Origin of the sequence: Neoroseomonas rubea, assembly GCF_016106015.1 — a bacterium.
Lineage (GTDB): Bacteria > Pseudomonadota > Alphaproteobacteria > Acetobacterales > Acetobacteraceae > Neoroseomonas > Neoroseomonas rubea.
The window spans coordinates 1-15,315 of the sequence record NZ_JACADQ010000002.1 but is presented as its reverse complement, the minus strand read 5'-3'; the positions used below and the strand labels follow the sequence as shown (position 1 = coordinate 15,315).

The following is a 15,315-nucleotide window of genomic DNA, read 5'->3' as shown; positions in this document are numbered from 1 at the left end:
TCCATCGACAACTAAGGGTTACCTCATTTCGCGAATCGGGTATTTCCGCTTTCAGCGAATTGCGAAAGATTTGATTCGATTGAAGACGAACGTCGATGCCTTCGAGATTCCGGGCTGCACGCGGTACGCACGACTTCTTTCATCGCGCGACTCTTTCAAATATCCTGAGCTCTGAGCGCGAGTTGATCAGCCGGTGAGAGCAAGTGGTAATTTTTTAAACGCGCAATTGGGACGAGTTTCGCTCAATTCATGATGTTCGAGTTGCGAGAATTTCTTGGTAGAGACCCGCAGCCGAAGGAGCCAGACACCCCGGATCACAGGGGGAGCGCCGCGCGAAATAGCGTCACTCGTCAGCGGGTGCCGGCGAGGCACGATGAACCTCTGCAAAACCCGCCTGGTCTGCTGAACGCGATACCGCGCTAGGCACTGTCGCTGATATGCGATCAAGGCGCCGCTATGAGGTTGCGAGGCGCGCGCTCGGATGTGCCGGAGCGCCCACGCACTCCGCAATGATCGCACCAACATCGTTTTGCCACTGCCACAGACCATTGGTCTGGCCAGAGAAGCTCGGCTCCCCGCCCACCGCCTCGCGAGAGACAAAGCCGACTGCAAGTCCGACGCCCAGCAGGCCCGGTATTGGCTCGCCAGCTGCGTCGAGGACGCGACACCGTCCATCGACCAACGGTTGCGATCCGGGACCTTCTGCGTGCAGCGGGATTGGTTCGCCGGAAACCGCAACCACAGGCAACGCACGCGGCCGATAGCCAAGGGCCGCGATCACCAGGTCGGCGCGGTCGATGATCGATCGTGCGAGGTCGTCGGATCCCACACCAAGATGATGCAGCCTCAGCCGCGGTTCGCTGGGTCGGCCACCGATGCCGCGTGCTGCCATCACCAGTTCGCGTGATTCGAGGCGAAATCCCGCAAACCGGAAGACGAAGCCGCTGACGGGGCAAATATCATCCGGTCCAAACTCGTCATAGCCTTCCGCAAGGGCAGCGGCCGCAGAGGCGTAGAAAATGCGTAGTGGTCGTCGATGCAGCACGGTAACTGCGCCCGCGGTAAGGCGCTGCCCTAACCGTGACTTCAGTAGCGCGCATGCGCTGGCGATGGCGCTGCTGGAGCTACCGATGATGGCAATGCGTGGATCAAGGCAAGTTTCCAGACGGCGAGCGATCGCCTCGGTTCCTCCGGCCACCAGGACATCGCCCGACTGCAGGAGTTTCCTCGCATAGCGCGGCATCAGGGGCGCACCTGCCGCATCCTCGAACTCCAGCCTTGCGAGAGGCTGCACGCCGCCCGTTGCAAAGATTACCAGGCGTGAGAGGATCTTGGCGCGGGCCCCATCGCTGACCTGAACGATGGTCGTGCACCATTCGCCGCCGGCTGTCCTTTGCGTTTGGATCGCCCTGCTGTCGAGGCGAACCGCGCAGCCGGGCGACACGGCCAGCTTGGCATGCAATGCCTTCCCAACCACCGCCATAAAGGCCCCGACAAGCGGCAGTGGCACGGACCCGCGCCCGTACGCCGCGACCGCAATGGTAGTAGGATGGTTGGCCAGGGTAGCGAGGACAGGGTGCGTACTGCCCTGCACGCAGTTCACGATGGTATCTGCGCTGCTGTCGGAGTTGATCGCGTAGCTTCCAATCTGCCCCGGGCCTATGGCCTGCCCCTGTTCGACAACCGCAAGCCCTCCAGCCAGCATGCGGTCGAGGCCACCGGTACGGCAGGCCGAGACGAGCGGTGCAAGCCCAGCGGGGCCACCACCCACAATCAGGGTATCGAACCGGCTGATCGGCACACCGGCATCAGGCGGCGGCGGGCCTTGGACGAGTTCTAACTGCGGCGTGATCGTAACATGACGAGACGTCACATTCATCGAGGTGCCTCGGTTGTTTGCGCCGCGGGCGACTTAGGCCGCCGGGCGGTCTGCCCGCCCGCACGCTCCCGGCAAATCCGGGTCAAGGTGTCGCAGACAAGAACGACTTCTGCCGGTCTGATGACGTCCGAGATGGGTAGCGCGATGACCCGGCCGCTGATGTCGTTGGTGACCGGCAGGTCGCCGCTCACGCAGGCTCTTCGGAAGAAGGGTTGCTCCGCAATGTGGGGAACAAAGTACCGACCCGCCCCGATGCCTTCGCGACCGAGTTCCGCGATGACGTCTGGGACCTGCCCAGCCAATGCCCGGGGCAACAGGATCGAGACGAACTGGTGCGCCGTGCGCTGGCCTGTCATCCGCTGGAACGTGAACTGGGGTAGCAGCGTGCGATAGAGTTCGTATGCCGCGTGCCGGTGCGCGGCAACTTCCTTGAACTTTTGCAGCTTTGCCACGCCAAGCAACGCGGATACCTCACTGAGCTTGCTGTTGAGGCCCGGCATCGTCGCGGAGCGTGGCTGTCCAAAGCCAAAGTTTCCCATCGCCCGAAGAGTCGCGATACGCTCTTGGTCGGCGCAGTAGATCAGCCCGGCCTCGCCAGTGGCGAAGCTCTTGGTCGCATGCATCGAGTAGACGAGCGGATGCCGACACCCCGCGCCAAACGCCCGACCCTTGGCGTCAAGGCTGCCAAGGGAGGCAGCGGCATCGATGACCACTGGCACATCGTACACCGCCGACAGCCGATCGTAGTGTGTGAGATCGAGTGAGTTCCCGAAGCTGGCATTCGGGAGGATGAGCGCAATCTTATGGCCATACCGTTCGAGCAACCGCTCCTCGGCCCCGGGATCCGGCAGCCAGGTCTCACTGTCGATGTCGCACAGAAGCGGCGTCAGTCCGCACCAGAGTGCTGCATGGGCAGCAGCCGCGAAGGTGAAGGACGGCATCAGGACGTAGCGCCCCCGAGGCCGCCATCCAACGGCCTGCTTGACCGCGAGCATCAGCCCCACAGTGGCATTGCAGACCGTCACGCATGCGCCATCGCCTCCGAAGACATGCTCGACGAGCCCCTTCTCGAGGCGCGTGTTCATCGGCCCATAGTTCGAGAAGATTCCGCTCCGCTCGATCTGCACGAGTCCATCGACGAGCTCCGAAAGCCGTGGAGGATTGGGGTGAATGAGTGGAATCTGCGTCTTGCCGATGTCAGGCGCATGGGCGGCCCTGCGCCGCCTCGGCGCCGCGGTCTTGCATGGCAGCTCTTCCAGGTGTGTGGGGCGCTGGAACGTCCCGGGGACTGCGGCATGTTGCGGCAGGCGAGCGTCAATTGCGCCAGGGTCGGCATCAGCGATGCCCGGTGAAGCATCTTGTGGCAATGTGGTCACCTGTGCCCGAGCCCCCAAACCCGTTCGATGAGCGCGTATTTCGGGCCCTGCAGGGCCGTGAGCTCCGGTCGCCTTGCTTTGCCGCGCGTGAAATAGGCATTGACGCAGACCAGATCGCCCTCGAAGGCCTCCACCGGCTCGATCCGCCGAAGACGAAGCCCGTACTCCGCAGCCAGCGCGACGACGTCGTGCAGCAGCTTCTGGCCCTTGAAGACGGGATAAAGCCACGCTTCGGCCTCGATGCCGATCACGCCATGCAACAGGTCGCCGAAGCCTGTCAGCACCTGGTGCTCATAGCCTTCCACGTCGACCTTGATGACGTCGGGAGCCGGTACCTGCCCCGCCCTGTGCAGGTCATCGTACCGAACACACTCGACCGCGACCCGTTGGACCGGCTCATAGAGACGCGCGGCTTCATAGCCGTGCAGGACGGCTGGATCAGGCGTCAGCAATGATGTGCAGCCTGGCCAGTGCGCAACGGTCAGCGTGTAGGTGCCCGGAATCGCAGCGAGGCCCTGCTCGATCACCAGCGCGTCCGGGAATGATGCGAGAAGCGGCCGTAGCCGCGCTGCTTCCTCGGGGTTCGGTTCGAACAGAACGGGCCGGACTTTACGCCGGTGCGCCAACCATTTCTTCTGCACGCCGCCGGCTGCGCCGATATCCACCAGCGTGACGGGGCTCGTCAGCCGCGCTCCGCTGGAAGCAAGGAAGTTGAGCATGCGGCGTCTCCAGAGATGCGAGAATGTCCTTTGACGTAGGCGGTCCAGCCCGCTGGGTTACAGCGTGCATGGTATGACGCTCAGCCGCGCAATGTTCCGGCGCGACTACACGGTTCCACTGCGATCGAGCCGGCATGAGCCACGCGGCATCCCGCAACCTGGTTTCGACAGGCCGCACGAAGCGCGAGACAGAGGCATTCGCCCAGCGATGTTCCGGACAGCGGCTCGTGATTCAGCAACAAGCATGGTCGCATCACCCGCTCCTCTCGCGGCGAAGGGTCGCGGACCCGGACGGTTACGCGCCAAGGCTTCGCTGTCTGCTCGGTAACGTGCGGGCACACCGGGGGTTTCGGCATGGATGATGAGCGGCAGCTCATTTTTCCGACTGCGATGAGCCGCACGGCCTATGATCGCAAGGGTGGACGTAGCGCCGGCGCGGGCGGGTTCGATGCAATAGGTTCGTTGCTCTGGGCAGGGATCAGCAACAAGCCTCCGGGCTGCATCGCAGGCCGTTGTTCAAGCGGAACGCGGGAACGGAGCCAGACGCGAGCGCGGGCATGTCGAACCGCGCCAGTGCCTGCCTCCGTCGATCAAGGGTCGTGGGACTTTCTCTTGCCTTTGGTTGCAGCGGGACGAAGCTTCGGACTTCCAGGCTTCCGGCTCGGATGCTGCATCTCCACCTCGTCGCGCCGGAGATTTGCCTTCAACGTCTCGAGACGCTGCGCGCGCTCCGTCCGCACCACGGTGTCCTCACAAAGACGGATCGGCTTCGCGACGATCGGTACCTCTTCGGTCTCAGGGACTTCGACGGTCACCTCCATCAGGATCTCGCTCGTGACCTGATCGCTGACAGGCCGATGGCGTTCCACGACCATCGTCTCGTTCTCTCACGTGATTTGCCGTTCGGTCGTCGTCTCAGCCGCGGCAATGCCGGCGTCCAACTTCTCAGCGACACCCTGCGCGCGCTCTTTGCTCAGCGTGCGCTGGCCCGCGGCAACTTCTTGGCAGGATCAAATGGCGTTGACGCGCCGTAGGGCCGTCGTGTCGGTACGAAATAAACTGAGTCGCGATCGGCCGTCGGCCTCCTTCATGCATCCTGGTTCGCAATGGACACCGAAGCCGGCAGGGCGGTCGCAGACTTGCGCGCAGCGCGACCGCAGGCTTCGACCGCGTCGCGGAGCGACGTTGTATAGACGTCGGCGCCGATCGCAGCTTGCATTGCCGTGTCCGACAGCACAGCTTCCCCCGCCGGCCACAGACCGACCAGCACCGGCGCACCAGGCAGACGCCCTCTCAGGCGGCGGATGAGATATCGCAAGTGGGCGGGACTGCCGCTGATCTCGAGGTACGAGATGCAGACCATCTGAACGCCAGCGGTGTCGAGCGAGCCGACCTGCTCCCTCGCAACCGCAGCATGAGGCAGCACAAGCGCACCGATTCCACGGTTGCTCAGGAGTTGCGCGAGCATGGCTGCCGCGGCCTGGTCCAATGGCCCTCGGCCAGATACGCAGAGGATGGCACGCTCCACCTGCCAGGCTTCGGGCAGTGCCGTCTTCGCAGGCTGGGACGCTCCTGTTCGCGAGGGCGTCTGGTTGGGGTCCGTATCCTTGTCCGTGTCCTTCTCTGTCGCGTCCGTCCGACGCGCATCATCGTATTTGGATAGGTCAGCAATCACGCTGAGGGCAGCACTTCCCACCCGGTCGAGCCGCTCTTTTGGGAGCACGCCGCGCTCGGCATCGATGGCGGCCAGCTGCAAGCCCTTGAGCGCGACCTCATCGTAGTAGGAGCAAAGGGAACGCTCCTTCAGCAGCAGTTCTGCCTGGTCCAGTGCCTCGTCCGGGTCACCTGCCAGCATTCGCTGGTAGAAACTCTCGGGGGGCGAAAGTGCGGGTTGATCCCCCAGCATGACATCGAGAAACTCCAGCCGCTCCACATGCCGCCCGAGTACGACCAGACATAGGGTGAGAGGCATCGCAAGGATCAGCCCGATTGGCCCCCAGATCCAGCTCCAGAAGATCGCGGCGACGATGACGGAGGCGGGTGACAGGCCCGTGCTGTGGCCGAAGACGACGGGCTCGACGACTTGTCCGACGAACGCTTCGCCGACGAGGAACAATGCCGCCGTCCAAAGAACGGTGCCCCAGCCCGGATCCACCGCGGCGGCAAGCAAAAGGGGAAACAAAGCAGCGAGGATTCCGCCGACGAACGGCACGTAGCGCATGAGTCCAGCGAGCGTGCCCCAGAGCAACCAGCCAGGGACGCCGAGAACGAACAGGCCAAACCCGATCACGACGCCGAAGCCCGTGTTCAGTGCAAGCTGGAACAGAAAGAACCGACTGAGTCGTCGCGCGGCATCGTCAAGCGCGGTGGTGGTGCGGTGAAGGTCAGTTGCACCCGCGAGCCGAATCAGGCGATCGCGTAGATCCTCCCGCTGCAGCAACACGAAGACGGCGACAACGAACACGATGGTCGCGGTTGCCAGGGGGTTCAGGATAGGGGAGAGGTATCGTGCGGCCATCTCCAGTGGAGACGGGCGGGGTTGCCTCACCTCGACTGGAAGGGGTGGCGGCGCTTCCCCTGAAGGGATGGATGGGCCCACGCTGCTTGGCCCTTCAGTTCCTACTGAAACGGGGCGGGGGCCCAACACTCTTCCGACATTCTCAAAAGCCCCCGCTAGCTGACGCAGTGCGAATGTGCGCGCCGAATCCACCTTCTGTTCGACCGCGGTCGCATAACGCGGGAAGCCGTCCGCGAGGTTGGCCAGCTGAAATCCGATCACGACACTCAAGACGACAACCGCGCTCAGCGCCAGGAACGAGGCCAGCAATACAGCGAGTGTGCGCCCCACATGCAGCCGCCGAAGTGCGTCAACAATCGGCGCCAGCACAAAGGAAAGAAGCATTGCCAGCGTAACCGGAATCAGCACTTCCCGCGCGAGATAGAGCGTGGCGACCACGACCGTGCCCATCACCACGGCAAGAAGCGTGCGTAAATCCGGGATCGGGCCTGCGGGCGGCGGCAGTACGGGCGGGGGTCCCGACATGGCCCGATGATCTCCTGTTCCCGTTCGGTGCCACCAGCATGATCGTGTGATGCGTCAGATTAACGCGCGCGACTGGCAAGGGTTCATCATATAGACCGCGATCCGGTGATTTCGTCGTAGAGCGCGGCATCGGCGGCGGCTCGCGACCGTCGCCACACCGCAGACGTGACCCATCAACCCGCGCCGCCTGCGCGCTTCGACTTGACCCGAAGATGCTGGCGGAGGTTCCCCTCAGCTGACCGAGCGCAATCACCATCTTCCAGAGCCCAGACGCACATGTCGCGGGCAGGTCATGCGCGCCGTCCGGGCCTGGCAGGCGTTTCAAAGGCAAATACCGGCAACCAGTCAATCACTGGTGCGTTCATTGATTGTACGCTCGACCCCGAGCGGGACAGCCACCCATGGCCCGACTGCACATCGACAGGCGCTGTTCGGCCACTACGGAGAACCTGACATGCACATCTCCATCCGTGCGGCACATGTCGCGGCGCTCGGAACCTTGTTGCTCGGGGGATGCACGGTCAACAACCGGCCGCCGGATCAGGTCGTGGTTCGTCAGGCACCGGCGACGACGACGATGATCGTGACGCCCCCTGCCTCGAGCGAGGCCGCAACCGTCTACGTCCAGCCTCGTTGATCACATCCGTCACTGCGGTGCGGCGCAATCCGCACCGCAGGCAGGGGCCGTCACGCACGAAGGAGATTCATGATGACCATGACAATGCGGGGATTTATCGCCCTGGGTGCGCTGGCCGTCGCTCTGCCGATCGCGGCGCAGACGCCGCCGACGAAGGCCACGGGAGATGCCGCCATCACCGAGATGCAGCGCCAGCAGGCCAATCCTGGCATTCCGGCAGTTCCCGAGCAGAACCGCGAAGGCGCCATGGCCGATGCGCGCGATGCCGATTGGGTCGACACGCGGCAGTGGCTGGACCAGGCGCGGGCCGCCGTAAACGAGGGCAACCTGGGTCTGGCAAATGAACTTCTGGAACGTGCGGCGACCCGGATGCTGAGCCGTAGTGTCGTCCCCTCGATGGCGGCCCAGCCGATGCACGATGCGCGCCTTAGGCACATCACCCTGGCACGCGAAGCCGTTCAACGGCGCGATCGCGGTGACGCAGTGCGGCAGATCGACCTCGCCATCGCGCCTGGGTGACGCGAGGGCGGTTCCACTGGTGCCGTTTCCTCCCTAAGATAGGCTCCGCGGGCGGCAACGTGCGGTGGCCCCGTCAGGACCCTTTTCGCTCGCTAGGTCGAAGCTGCTCGATCGCTGCAGGCCAGGCCAGCAGGGACGAGGCGGAAACAGCGTATGCGTCGTGCCGCCGGCCAGGGTGCGCGCACCCTGGCCGGCAAGCCGCGCTAGGACGGTCACCATACTGATCAACACGCGTAGAGAGTACTGCCCCTTCGCAGTATGTTGGCTTACGCGCCGCGGCAGGATGACGAAATCGCGGCGCGATGCGCCTCATGATGGAAGCCCGGTCGGGATCGATCTTGCGAAGCGCACGTTCACGGACCGGCGCGTCGCGGAGAGCCACGGCGCGCCGGCGAGCGGGTGGCTCGCCGGCGCAGGCATCCGAAGCGATGCTCAGCCGCGTTCCGGGTAGGTGAATGCAGCCCTTGCCTTCAAGGTATCGACCGTCGCGCCTGGCAGTGTCCAACGGTTGCGTTCAGCACTCCACTGCAGATCGGCGAGCGGTACGGCGACGTATCTCTCACCCATGCCGAGGAAGCCACCGACCGAGAGCACGGCGGTGATGGCTCCGCCTTCCGGCATGATCATCAGGTCGTGGACTTCACCGACGGTCCTGTTCTCCTCGTTGACGACATTCGCGCCAATGATCTGGCTGGCACGCCGCGCCTGCGCCGACGCCATCGGTGCTCCTGTCCTTGGGGCCGGCACCGTTGCCTGCGGCATCGTCGACGGATCGGGCCGAGGCGCCGGCTGCGAGATCGCCAGCGACGGCGTCGCCGCGATGACCGCAACTCCCACACACTTCAAGACGAAGTTCATGGTCCATGTTCCTTTCGGGGCTCTGGTGGCACGAGCCTAACGGTCCTGCCAGCAACAAGTTGCTCCGCCAGACCAGGCTCCTGCCCCTAGAGTGAGTGCGCTCGGTTTGCGCCTTCGCGCGCGTTCACCCTGATCGTGGCCACTCACGCATCTGTTCAGCGCTTGACTGCCATACCGACGCCAATCCCCGCGACAAGAGCCATCGCTAGGCTCGAAAAGGGATGCGCTTGGATCATCCAGACCAGCTTATTGGTCTGGGCATCATCAGGGTGCGTTGCTTCTTCGTTCAGGCTCGCGAGCTTTGCCTTCGCGTCCAGCACCTCATCGAGGTTGCTGTGTTCGCCACCCGCCATGCCTTCGGCGGTTGCCTCGGACATCTGGCGCGCATCCTGCTCGAGTGTGCCAAGGGCGTCGTGCTTCTGCGCATCGGACAACTCGCTGTCTGTCACAACATCGATTGGCGCAGCAAAATACGTCGATGGTTTCTCGATCTTGTCCGGCACATCCGCATCACGGGATTCTTCCACTTCGCGGATCGCGTCCGCCTTGCCGTCGAGCGTCACCGTATCCTCGTCGACGCTCACGATCGAAATCAGCGGGATGAACTGGTGAACGCCATCGTCAGGATGGGAGGCGTCTCGCCGCCCAATCCTGATGCGCCCGCCCTCGACGCGGTCGACAGTTCCTATGCGCACGCCATCGCTGTCGACAACAGCCATGTGCTCGCGCACTCGCTCGATCATGGGGTTCATGAGGATCTCCTTGGGTTGAACGACGCATCGCAGCGATCACCGCGTCTGTCGGCCGCGGCATCGAGCCATCTCCGCATAAGTCGGGGCTGCCGAACCTCCGCCGCGTCGCGACGGACCGCATGCTTCCCCATCGCGACTTCGCGGATGCGCGACGTTCGCTCCAAGATCAGCTCTTGCGGGCGGAGGCGCCGAGCTCCGATCAGCAGGTCTGCGATCTCAACGGATTTGTCCGATGGACCCGGTCAATGAGCAGCCGGCCGGGGCAAGCCGACAGCAGTGCTGCCGACCCTGCGATCGCGCGGGGAGCTCAGCGCCGCAGAAGCAGGCCCAAGGCGAGGCCAGCAAGTGCCGCCGCGCCAATTGCAGCAACCGGTTGCACACGCACGGCGGCCAACAGCGCGCCACCCTGTCGGCGAACCGAATCTACTGCACCTTGAGCGACATCCTCCGTCCGGTCGGCGGCATCCGCCAGAGCCGGACTGATGCGATCGCGCATCAGCGCCTCGACCCGATCACGCAGAGCGGCGATATCGGTGCTGGCCGCCTCCTTCGCGGTGCGGGCAAGCCCGGACGCTGCTCCGCCGATGGCGGAGATGGTGTTGGCATTGGACGACATCTTGTTCTCTTCCTCGAAGGAGGGAGCGGGTCAGGCGAGATGGCTGCGCAGCATCCATGCGGCCTTGTCATGCGCCGCGATGCGCGCCACCAGAAGGTCATGCGTGGCGAGGTCGTCTTCGGTCTTCGCCGCGAGCGTGGCCGCCGCGATCGAGAGCGTCTCGTGATCCTCGCTGAGCATGCGTACCATGCCCGACGCGTCGGGGATCCGCGGGGGCTCTTCCAGCGTCGCGTTGGCCAGCATTCCCTCGACCGTCATCGGCGCGGGGCTGCCCAGCGCGCGGAGGCGTTCGGCCAGCACGTCCACCGCCGCAAAAAGGTCGTTGTACTGCTTCTCGAACAGGGTGTGCAGGCTGTAGAAGTTCGGGCCTGTGACGTTCCAATGGCAGGCCTGGGACTTGCCCATGAGCAGGTATGTGTCCGACAGAAAGATCGTGAGCCCTCCGACGACCCCGTCATTCGACTTCGCCTTCGGGCCAGGATGCGGTTTCATCGTGCTGGTCTCCCGTCCGGTCATCGGCATCTGAACGCGCCACGCTCGGGATGGTTGCTACGGGGCGCTGCGCGACGACCTCGACCTCTCATCCCGGCGACCCCACCCATTGCGCAATTGCGCCACCTCCGAGGAGTTGCCGGCGTCCATTGTCCGATGTCGGCGGAGCAGGATGGCTCAACGAGTGGGCCGAAGCGGCTGCAGGATTTCAAGCAAGCGTCAACGTACGCCCTTGGGCAGGGTTGCGCGCGACATCGCCCACTCGCGCCTTTTGCGCGAGCCGTGAGTGGGTCGCGCGGAGCTGAGCCTGCATCCCGTGGTCGAACTCTTCGGATCCGCGCCGCGAACCGTCGCGGTGCATGTCGCGTTACGTCATGATGAGCGGAAGCGTTGCTCTGCTGCCCTTGTCCGCGTGGCCGTTCAGGCTTGGCCAAGCTTCGCCTAGCACCACGGCATCAACTCATCGATGCGGCTTTGCTGCCAGCCTGCGGCGAGGCGGGTCAGCAAGTCGCTGAGGCATGGCTGCTGGTCGACGCCGTTGAGCTTTGCGGACTCGATCAGCGCGGCGATGGCAGCCCAGGCTTCGGCGCCCTCGTCGCAGCCGGCGAACAGCGCGTTCTTGCGGCCGAGCGCCAGGGGCAGCGCAGCGCGCTCGACGCGGTTGGCGTCGGGCTCGCTGGGGCGCGCTCTTCGAGGAATCGCAGCAGGCCTTCACGGTGGTTCAGCGCGTAGCGGATCACCTCCGCTATGGTGCTGCGTGCAGGGAGCCTCGTCAGCGTCTCGGTTTGGCCGAATCGCTCCGTGGCGCGCTTTGTGGTGGAAGGTCGGCTCGGTCGCCAGCATGGCCATGGGTCCTGTTCCATGACCACCCAGGAAAGCCTCAGATTTCCTGGACGCACTGCGACACCGCGACTGCGTGGTTGGGGCGCCAGGATTCGAACCTGGGAATGGCGGTACCAAAAACCGCTGCCTTACCGCTTGGCGACGCCCCATCCGCGCGCGTCATAGCCTTCAGCCGGGTGCTGCGTGAAGCCCCCCGCCCCAGCGCCACCAGGCAGGGGGAAGAAGGCGCGCCGCATCCTCGGCCGCTGCCACCTCCGCGAACACGCCGAAACAGGTTGCCCCCGACCCGCTCATGCGCGCCAGCAGGCAGCCCGGCAGGGCGCGGAGCGCACCCAACACCCCGGCCACCGGCGGGCATAGCGCGACCGCCGGCGCCTCCAGGTCGTTGCGCAGCGCGCCGAGGTCCCGCGCCAGCGCCGCCGCATCCTCCCAGCCGGGCGGCAGCGCGGCGGGGGCGGAAAAATCCCCGGACCGCGCGCGGAAGACCGCGGGCGTCGCCAGCGCCACGCGCGGATTGGCCAGCACCAGGCCGAAGGCAGGCAGCCGGGGGGCGGGCGACAGCGCCTCCCCGATCCCGCCCATGCGGCAGGGGCGGCTCGCGACGCAGGCCGGCACATCGGCGCCGAGCGGGAGGGCGAGCGCGGCGAGCCGCGCTTCCGGCCAGCCAAGGCCCCAGACGCGGTTCAGCAGCCGCAGCGCGGCGGCGGCATCCGCGCTGCCGCCGCCGATCCCGGATGCGACCGGCAGGTGCTTGTCGAGCGCAAGGGCGACGGGGGCGGACAGGCCGGCCGCCTCCGCCAGCGCGCGGGCGGCGCGCAGCACCAGATTGTCGCCCTCGGCCGCTAGCGCGCCCGCTTCGGGCCCGGCGACGGAAAAGCCCTCCCGGACACCGCCGGCCCGCACCACGTCGCCCACCCCGGCGAAGACCACCAGGCTGTCGAGCAGGTGATATCCGTCCGGCCGGCGGCCCGTGACGTGAAGGTGAAGGTTGACCTTGGCCGGGGCGGCCTCGGCAGCCCAGGCGCTCAGCGGCGGTTCTCCGCGACCGGGTTCTGCGGCAGGCCGTCCCGCAGCTTGGCCTCGATCTTCGGCCCCTCCTCGCCCTCGGGCCCGAGGGCGAGCGCGCGGCGCCATTGGAACTGCGCTTCCCGCCGGCGGCCCGCCGCCCAATAGGCATCGCCGAGGTGGTCGTTGATGACGCTGCTGCGGGGTTCGAGCTCGACGGCGCGTTCCAGCCAGCGGATCGCGCCCGGCAGATCGTTGAGCTTGAACAGCGCCCATCCGAGGCTGTCGGCGATGTTGCCGTCCTGCGGGCGGAGTGCCACGGCGCGTTCCAGCATCCTGCGCGCCTCGGCCAGGTTCTCGCCGCGCTCCACCCAGGTGTAGCCGAGGTAGTTCAGCACATAGGGCTGTTCGGGGCTAAGCTCGAGCGCGCGGCGAAAATCCGCCTCGGCCAGCGGCCAGCGGCCAGCGCGCTCCAGCGCGATGCCGCGGCTGTAGAACAACGGCCATTGCGCCGGGGCGGGGGTCGCGATGCGGCGGAGAGCCTCGTCATAGGCGGTGACCGCTTCGTCCCACCGGCTGCGGGCGCGGAACAGGTCGCCCAGGCGCGCATGCGGCTGCGACGCCGCCGGCCGGGCCTCGGCGATGCGGCGCAGCTGCGCGGCCGCGTCCTCGACCCGGTCCATCCGGTCGAGCACGGTGGCGCGCCGCAGCCCGGCCGTGGCGGCGAGCGGGTCATCGGCCGGCACCTGGTCCAGCATGGCGAGCGCGGCGGCGTATTGCCTCTCATCCACCAGTGCATCGGCGGCCAGCAGCATGGCGGGCGCGAATCCTGGCCGCAGCCGCAGGGACAGGCGCGTGAGGGCCAGCGAGAATTCGGCCGCCCCCTGCCCGCGCAGCGCGCCCGCAAGCGCGAGATGCGCCTCGGCCATGCCCTCAACCGGGGAGGCGACCGGGCGCGTCGCGAAGAAATCCCGCCGCGCCGCGGCGCCGGCGGGCAGCATCAGCTCGTCCTGCCCGCGGCCGAGCATCTCGAGCAGGCGCTGCGCCTCCTCCTCCTTGCCTCCGCGGGCGAGGATGCCGCCGGCGATCTGCACCAGCCGCAGCGTCGGCGGCGTGCCATCGCCGATGGCGATGCGGACGAAGCGCTCGGCTTCGCGCGAACGGCCGGCGAGGTCGGCGATCAGCGCGGCGTGCATGGCATAGAGCGTCCGCAGCCGCCCGCTTTCCGCGAGCGGTCGCAGCAGGGCGAGCGCCGCATCCGTCTGCCCCTTGCCATGCAGCGTCCAGGCGAGCAGCAGCGGCTGCAGCAACTGGGAGGCCCCCTGGCGCGGCAGGGCGCGGATGCGCGTCTCCGCGCGGTCCCAGCGCCCGGCCTGGGCGTCGGTGCCGGCGATCAGCATGGCGGCGAGCGGGTTGTCGGGCAGGCGGCGCGCCAGCCGCACGGCTTCCGGCCGGCCGTCGAGCAGCGTCGCGATGAAGGCGCGCTGGATCACCTCCGGCTGGTCGGGGTCGGCGCGCAGCACCGCGAGCATTGCATCGGCGGCCACGCGCGTATCGGTCTCCGACGTCGCGAAGCGCCCGGCCAGGTAGGCGCCGAAGGCGTTGCTCGGGGAGGGGCTGAAGCCCGCCTGGCCAGGCGTGCCCTCCGCCGCGGCGCAGGCGCCGAGGAGGGCAACGGCAAGGAAGGCGAGGCGGCGCGGCGCGAAGGGGCGGCTCATGAAGGCACTCTACCCGCCGCCGCTGCGCCGCACCACGCCGGATCGTGATGCGTGGGTCAGGGCGGATCCGCGACGACCGCGCGCGGAACCTGTCCGATCGCCATGGGCGACGGCTTGCGGCCGAAGACCCGGTCCAGCACCTCCCGCGCCAGAGCGCGCGGGGCGTTAGCGGGCAGCCGGGCCTCAACCACCGCGAGATGCAGTTCGGCCACCCCGCTCGGCTCCGCAACCGTCCGCAGGCTGGAAAGCCCAAGGCGGCGGGGCCCCGCCTCCATGGCCGCGAGCCGCGCGAGCATAGCCGCCGCGGCGGCGCCGGCGGCTTCCTGCGCCTCGAACAGCAGCACGAAGCGAGTGATCACCGCCGGTCCCTCCCGCCGATCGGCCAGCATGGCGAAGCTCCAGGCCGGCATGGGAGGCAAGTCGGCGGCGGTCAGCGCTGCGAGCCGATCCCGCATCGCCGCCGCCTCCCGCGCCGGGTCGGCCGGCCGCGACGGATCGAGGCCGAGGACCGTCGCTCCGTCCGGCAAATAGAGTTCCGGCGTCAGCATGATGGCCTGGCTGAGGCCGCCGCCATCCTCCCCGCCGCCCGCGCCACGCAGTAGGGCGGCAACTTCGCGCGTCTCCGCCAGGGTCCGCTGCCCCGCGGCGGCGGCCAGCGCTTCGTCCATCTCCGCCCAGTCGCGGGTCGCCAGCAGCAGGCCCGGCGCCGGCGCGGCGAGGCGGAGCGCGAGGCCCATGCCGCCGCCCAGCGCCTCCGGGTTGCGACGCCGGGCAAAGTCCATGGCGAGGTCCTCCCCGCGCGCCAGCATCGGGACGCCGTCGCGCACCGCCGCGGCGAAGCCGAGCGGCGCGAGCGCG

The 15,315-nt window shown here is 66.9% G+C and carries 14 protein-coding genes, 1 tRNA gene and 1 pseudogene; 2 read left to right on the top strand and 14 right to left on the bottom strand.

What is annotated here, in order from left to right; genetic code table 11:
• Positions 1-454: 454 nt before the first annotated feature.
• The 5 genes from HW577_RS00490 to HW577_RS00470 form a co-directional block, all read right to left on the bottom strand.
• Positions 455-1,879, bottom strand: coding sequence for an aminotransferase DegT (locus tag HW577_RS00490; protein ID WP_198374082.1), 1,425 nt, complete (start codon positions 1,877-1,879; stop codon positions 455-457).
• Entirely contained in the window at positions 1,876-3,255 is a 1,380-nt protein-coding gene (locus tag HW577_RS00485; protein ID WP_198374081.1) for a DegT/DnrJ/EryC1/StrS family aminotransferase, read from the bottom strand. Before HW577_RS00485 ends, HW577_RS00490 begins: the two co-directional genes overlap by 4 nt.
• The gene (locus HW577_RS00480) at positions 3,252-3,974 is read right to left on the bottom strand and encodes an FkbM family methyltransferase (protein ID WP_198374080.1); all 723 of its coding nucleotides are present in this window, start codon (positions 3,972-3,974) and stop codon (positions 3,252-3,254) included. Before HW577_RS00480 ends, HW577_RS00485 begins: the two co-directional genes overlap by 4 nt.
• A 590-nt stretch (positions 3,975-4,564) precedes the next feature.
• A complete protein-coding gene (locus HW577_RS27115; RefSeq protein WP_198374079.1) occupies positions 4,565-4,849 on the bottom strand; it encodes a DUF2382 domain-containing protein in 285 nt (94 codons plus the stop codon).
• Between the two features lie 212 nt (positions 4,850-5,061).
• Positions 5,062-7,017 (bottom strand): AI-2E family transporter, encoded by a 1,956-nt coding sequence (locus HW577_RS00470; protein WP_198374078.1) that lies wholly within the window; start codon positions 7,015-7,017, stop codon positions 5,062-5,064.
• 454 nt (positions 7,018-7,471) lie between these two features.
• Here HW577_RS00470 and HW577_RS00465 point away from each other — a divergent pair, with 454 nt between their 5' ends.
• A complete protein-coding gene (locus HW577_RS00465) occupies positions 7,472-7,654 on the top strand; it encodes a hypothetical protein (protein ID WP_198374077.1) in 183 nt (60 codons plus the stop codon).
• A gap of 72 nt (positions 7,655-7,726) precedes the next feature.
• Positions 7,727-8,173, top strand: a complete 447-nt coding sequence (locus HW577_RS00460; protein WP_198374076.1) for a hypothetical protein — start codon at positions 7,727-7,729, stop codon at positions 8,171-8,173.
• Positions 8,174-8,605: 432 nt separating this feature from the next.
• Here HW577_RS00460 and HW577_RS00455 read toward each other — a convergent pair whose 3' ends face one another.
• The 9 genes and pseudogenes from HW577_RS00455 to HW577_RS00415 all read right to left on the bottom strand — a co-directional run.
• Complete coding sequence (locus HW577_RS00455) at positions 8,606-9,031, bottom strand: PRC-barrel domain-containing protein (RefSeq protein ID WP_198374075.1); 426 nt, start codon at positions 9,029-9,031, stop codon at positions 8,606-8,608.
• A gap of 155 nt (positions 9,032-9,186) precedes the next feature.
• Positions 9,187-9,783 carry a DUF2171 domain-containing protein gene (locus tag HW577_RS00450; RefSeq protein WP_198374074.1) on the bottom strand — a complete coding sequence of 199 codons (597 nt, stop codon included), beginning with the start codon at positions 9,781-9,783 and terminating at the stop codon, positions 9,187-9,189.
• A gap of 307 nt (positions 9,784-10,090) precedes the next feature.
• Entirely contained in the window at positions 10,091-10,399 is a 309-nt protein-coding gene (locus HW577_RS00445; RefSeq protein WP_198374073.1) for a hypothetical protein, read from the bottom strand.
• 30 nt (positions 10,400-10,429) lie between these two features.
• Positions 10,430-10,891 carry a Dps family protein gene (locus HW577_RS00440; RefSeq protein WP_198374072.1) on the bottom strand — a complete coding sequence of 154 codons (462 nt, stop codon included), beginning with the start codon at positions 10,889-10,891 and terminating at the stop codon, positions 10,430-10,432.
• Positions 10,892-11,332: 441 nt separating this feature from the next.
• Positions 11,333-11,673, bottom strand: a pseudogene (locus HW577_RS00435) (IS66 family transposase); the annotation flags it as partial.
• A 135-nt stretch (positions 11,674-11,808) separates the two neighbouring features.
• Positions 11,809-11,883, bottom strand: a tRNA-Gln gene (locus HW577_RS00430).
• A 19-nt stretch (positions 11,884-11,902) separates the two neighbouring features.
• On the bottom strand, positions 11,903-12,763 hold the full coding sequence (locus HW577_RS00425) for a 4-(cytidine 5'-diphospho)-2-C-methyl-D-erythritol kinase (protein WP_232474571.1): 861 nt from the start codon (positions 12,761-12,763) through the stop codon (positions 11,903-11,905).
• Positions 12,760-14,457, bottom strand: a complete 1,698-nt coding sequence (locus HW577_RS00420) for a tetratricopeptide repeat protein (protein ID WP_198374070.1) — start codon at positions 14,455-14,457, stop codon at positions 12,760-12,762. The genes HW577_RS00425 and HW577_RS00420 overlap by 4 nt, the downstream gene beginning before the upstream one ends.
• 56 nt (positions 14,458-14,513) lie before the next feature.
• Positions 14,514-15,315: hypothetical protein (locus HW577_RS00415; protein ID WP_198374069.1), on the bottom strand; the 802-nt coding region annotated here is incomplete at its 5' end.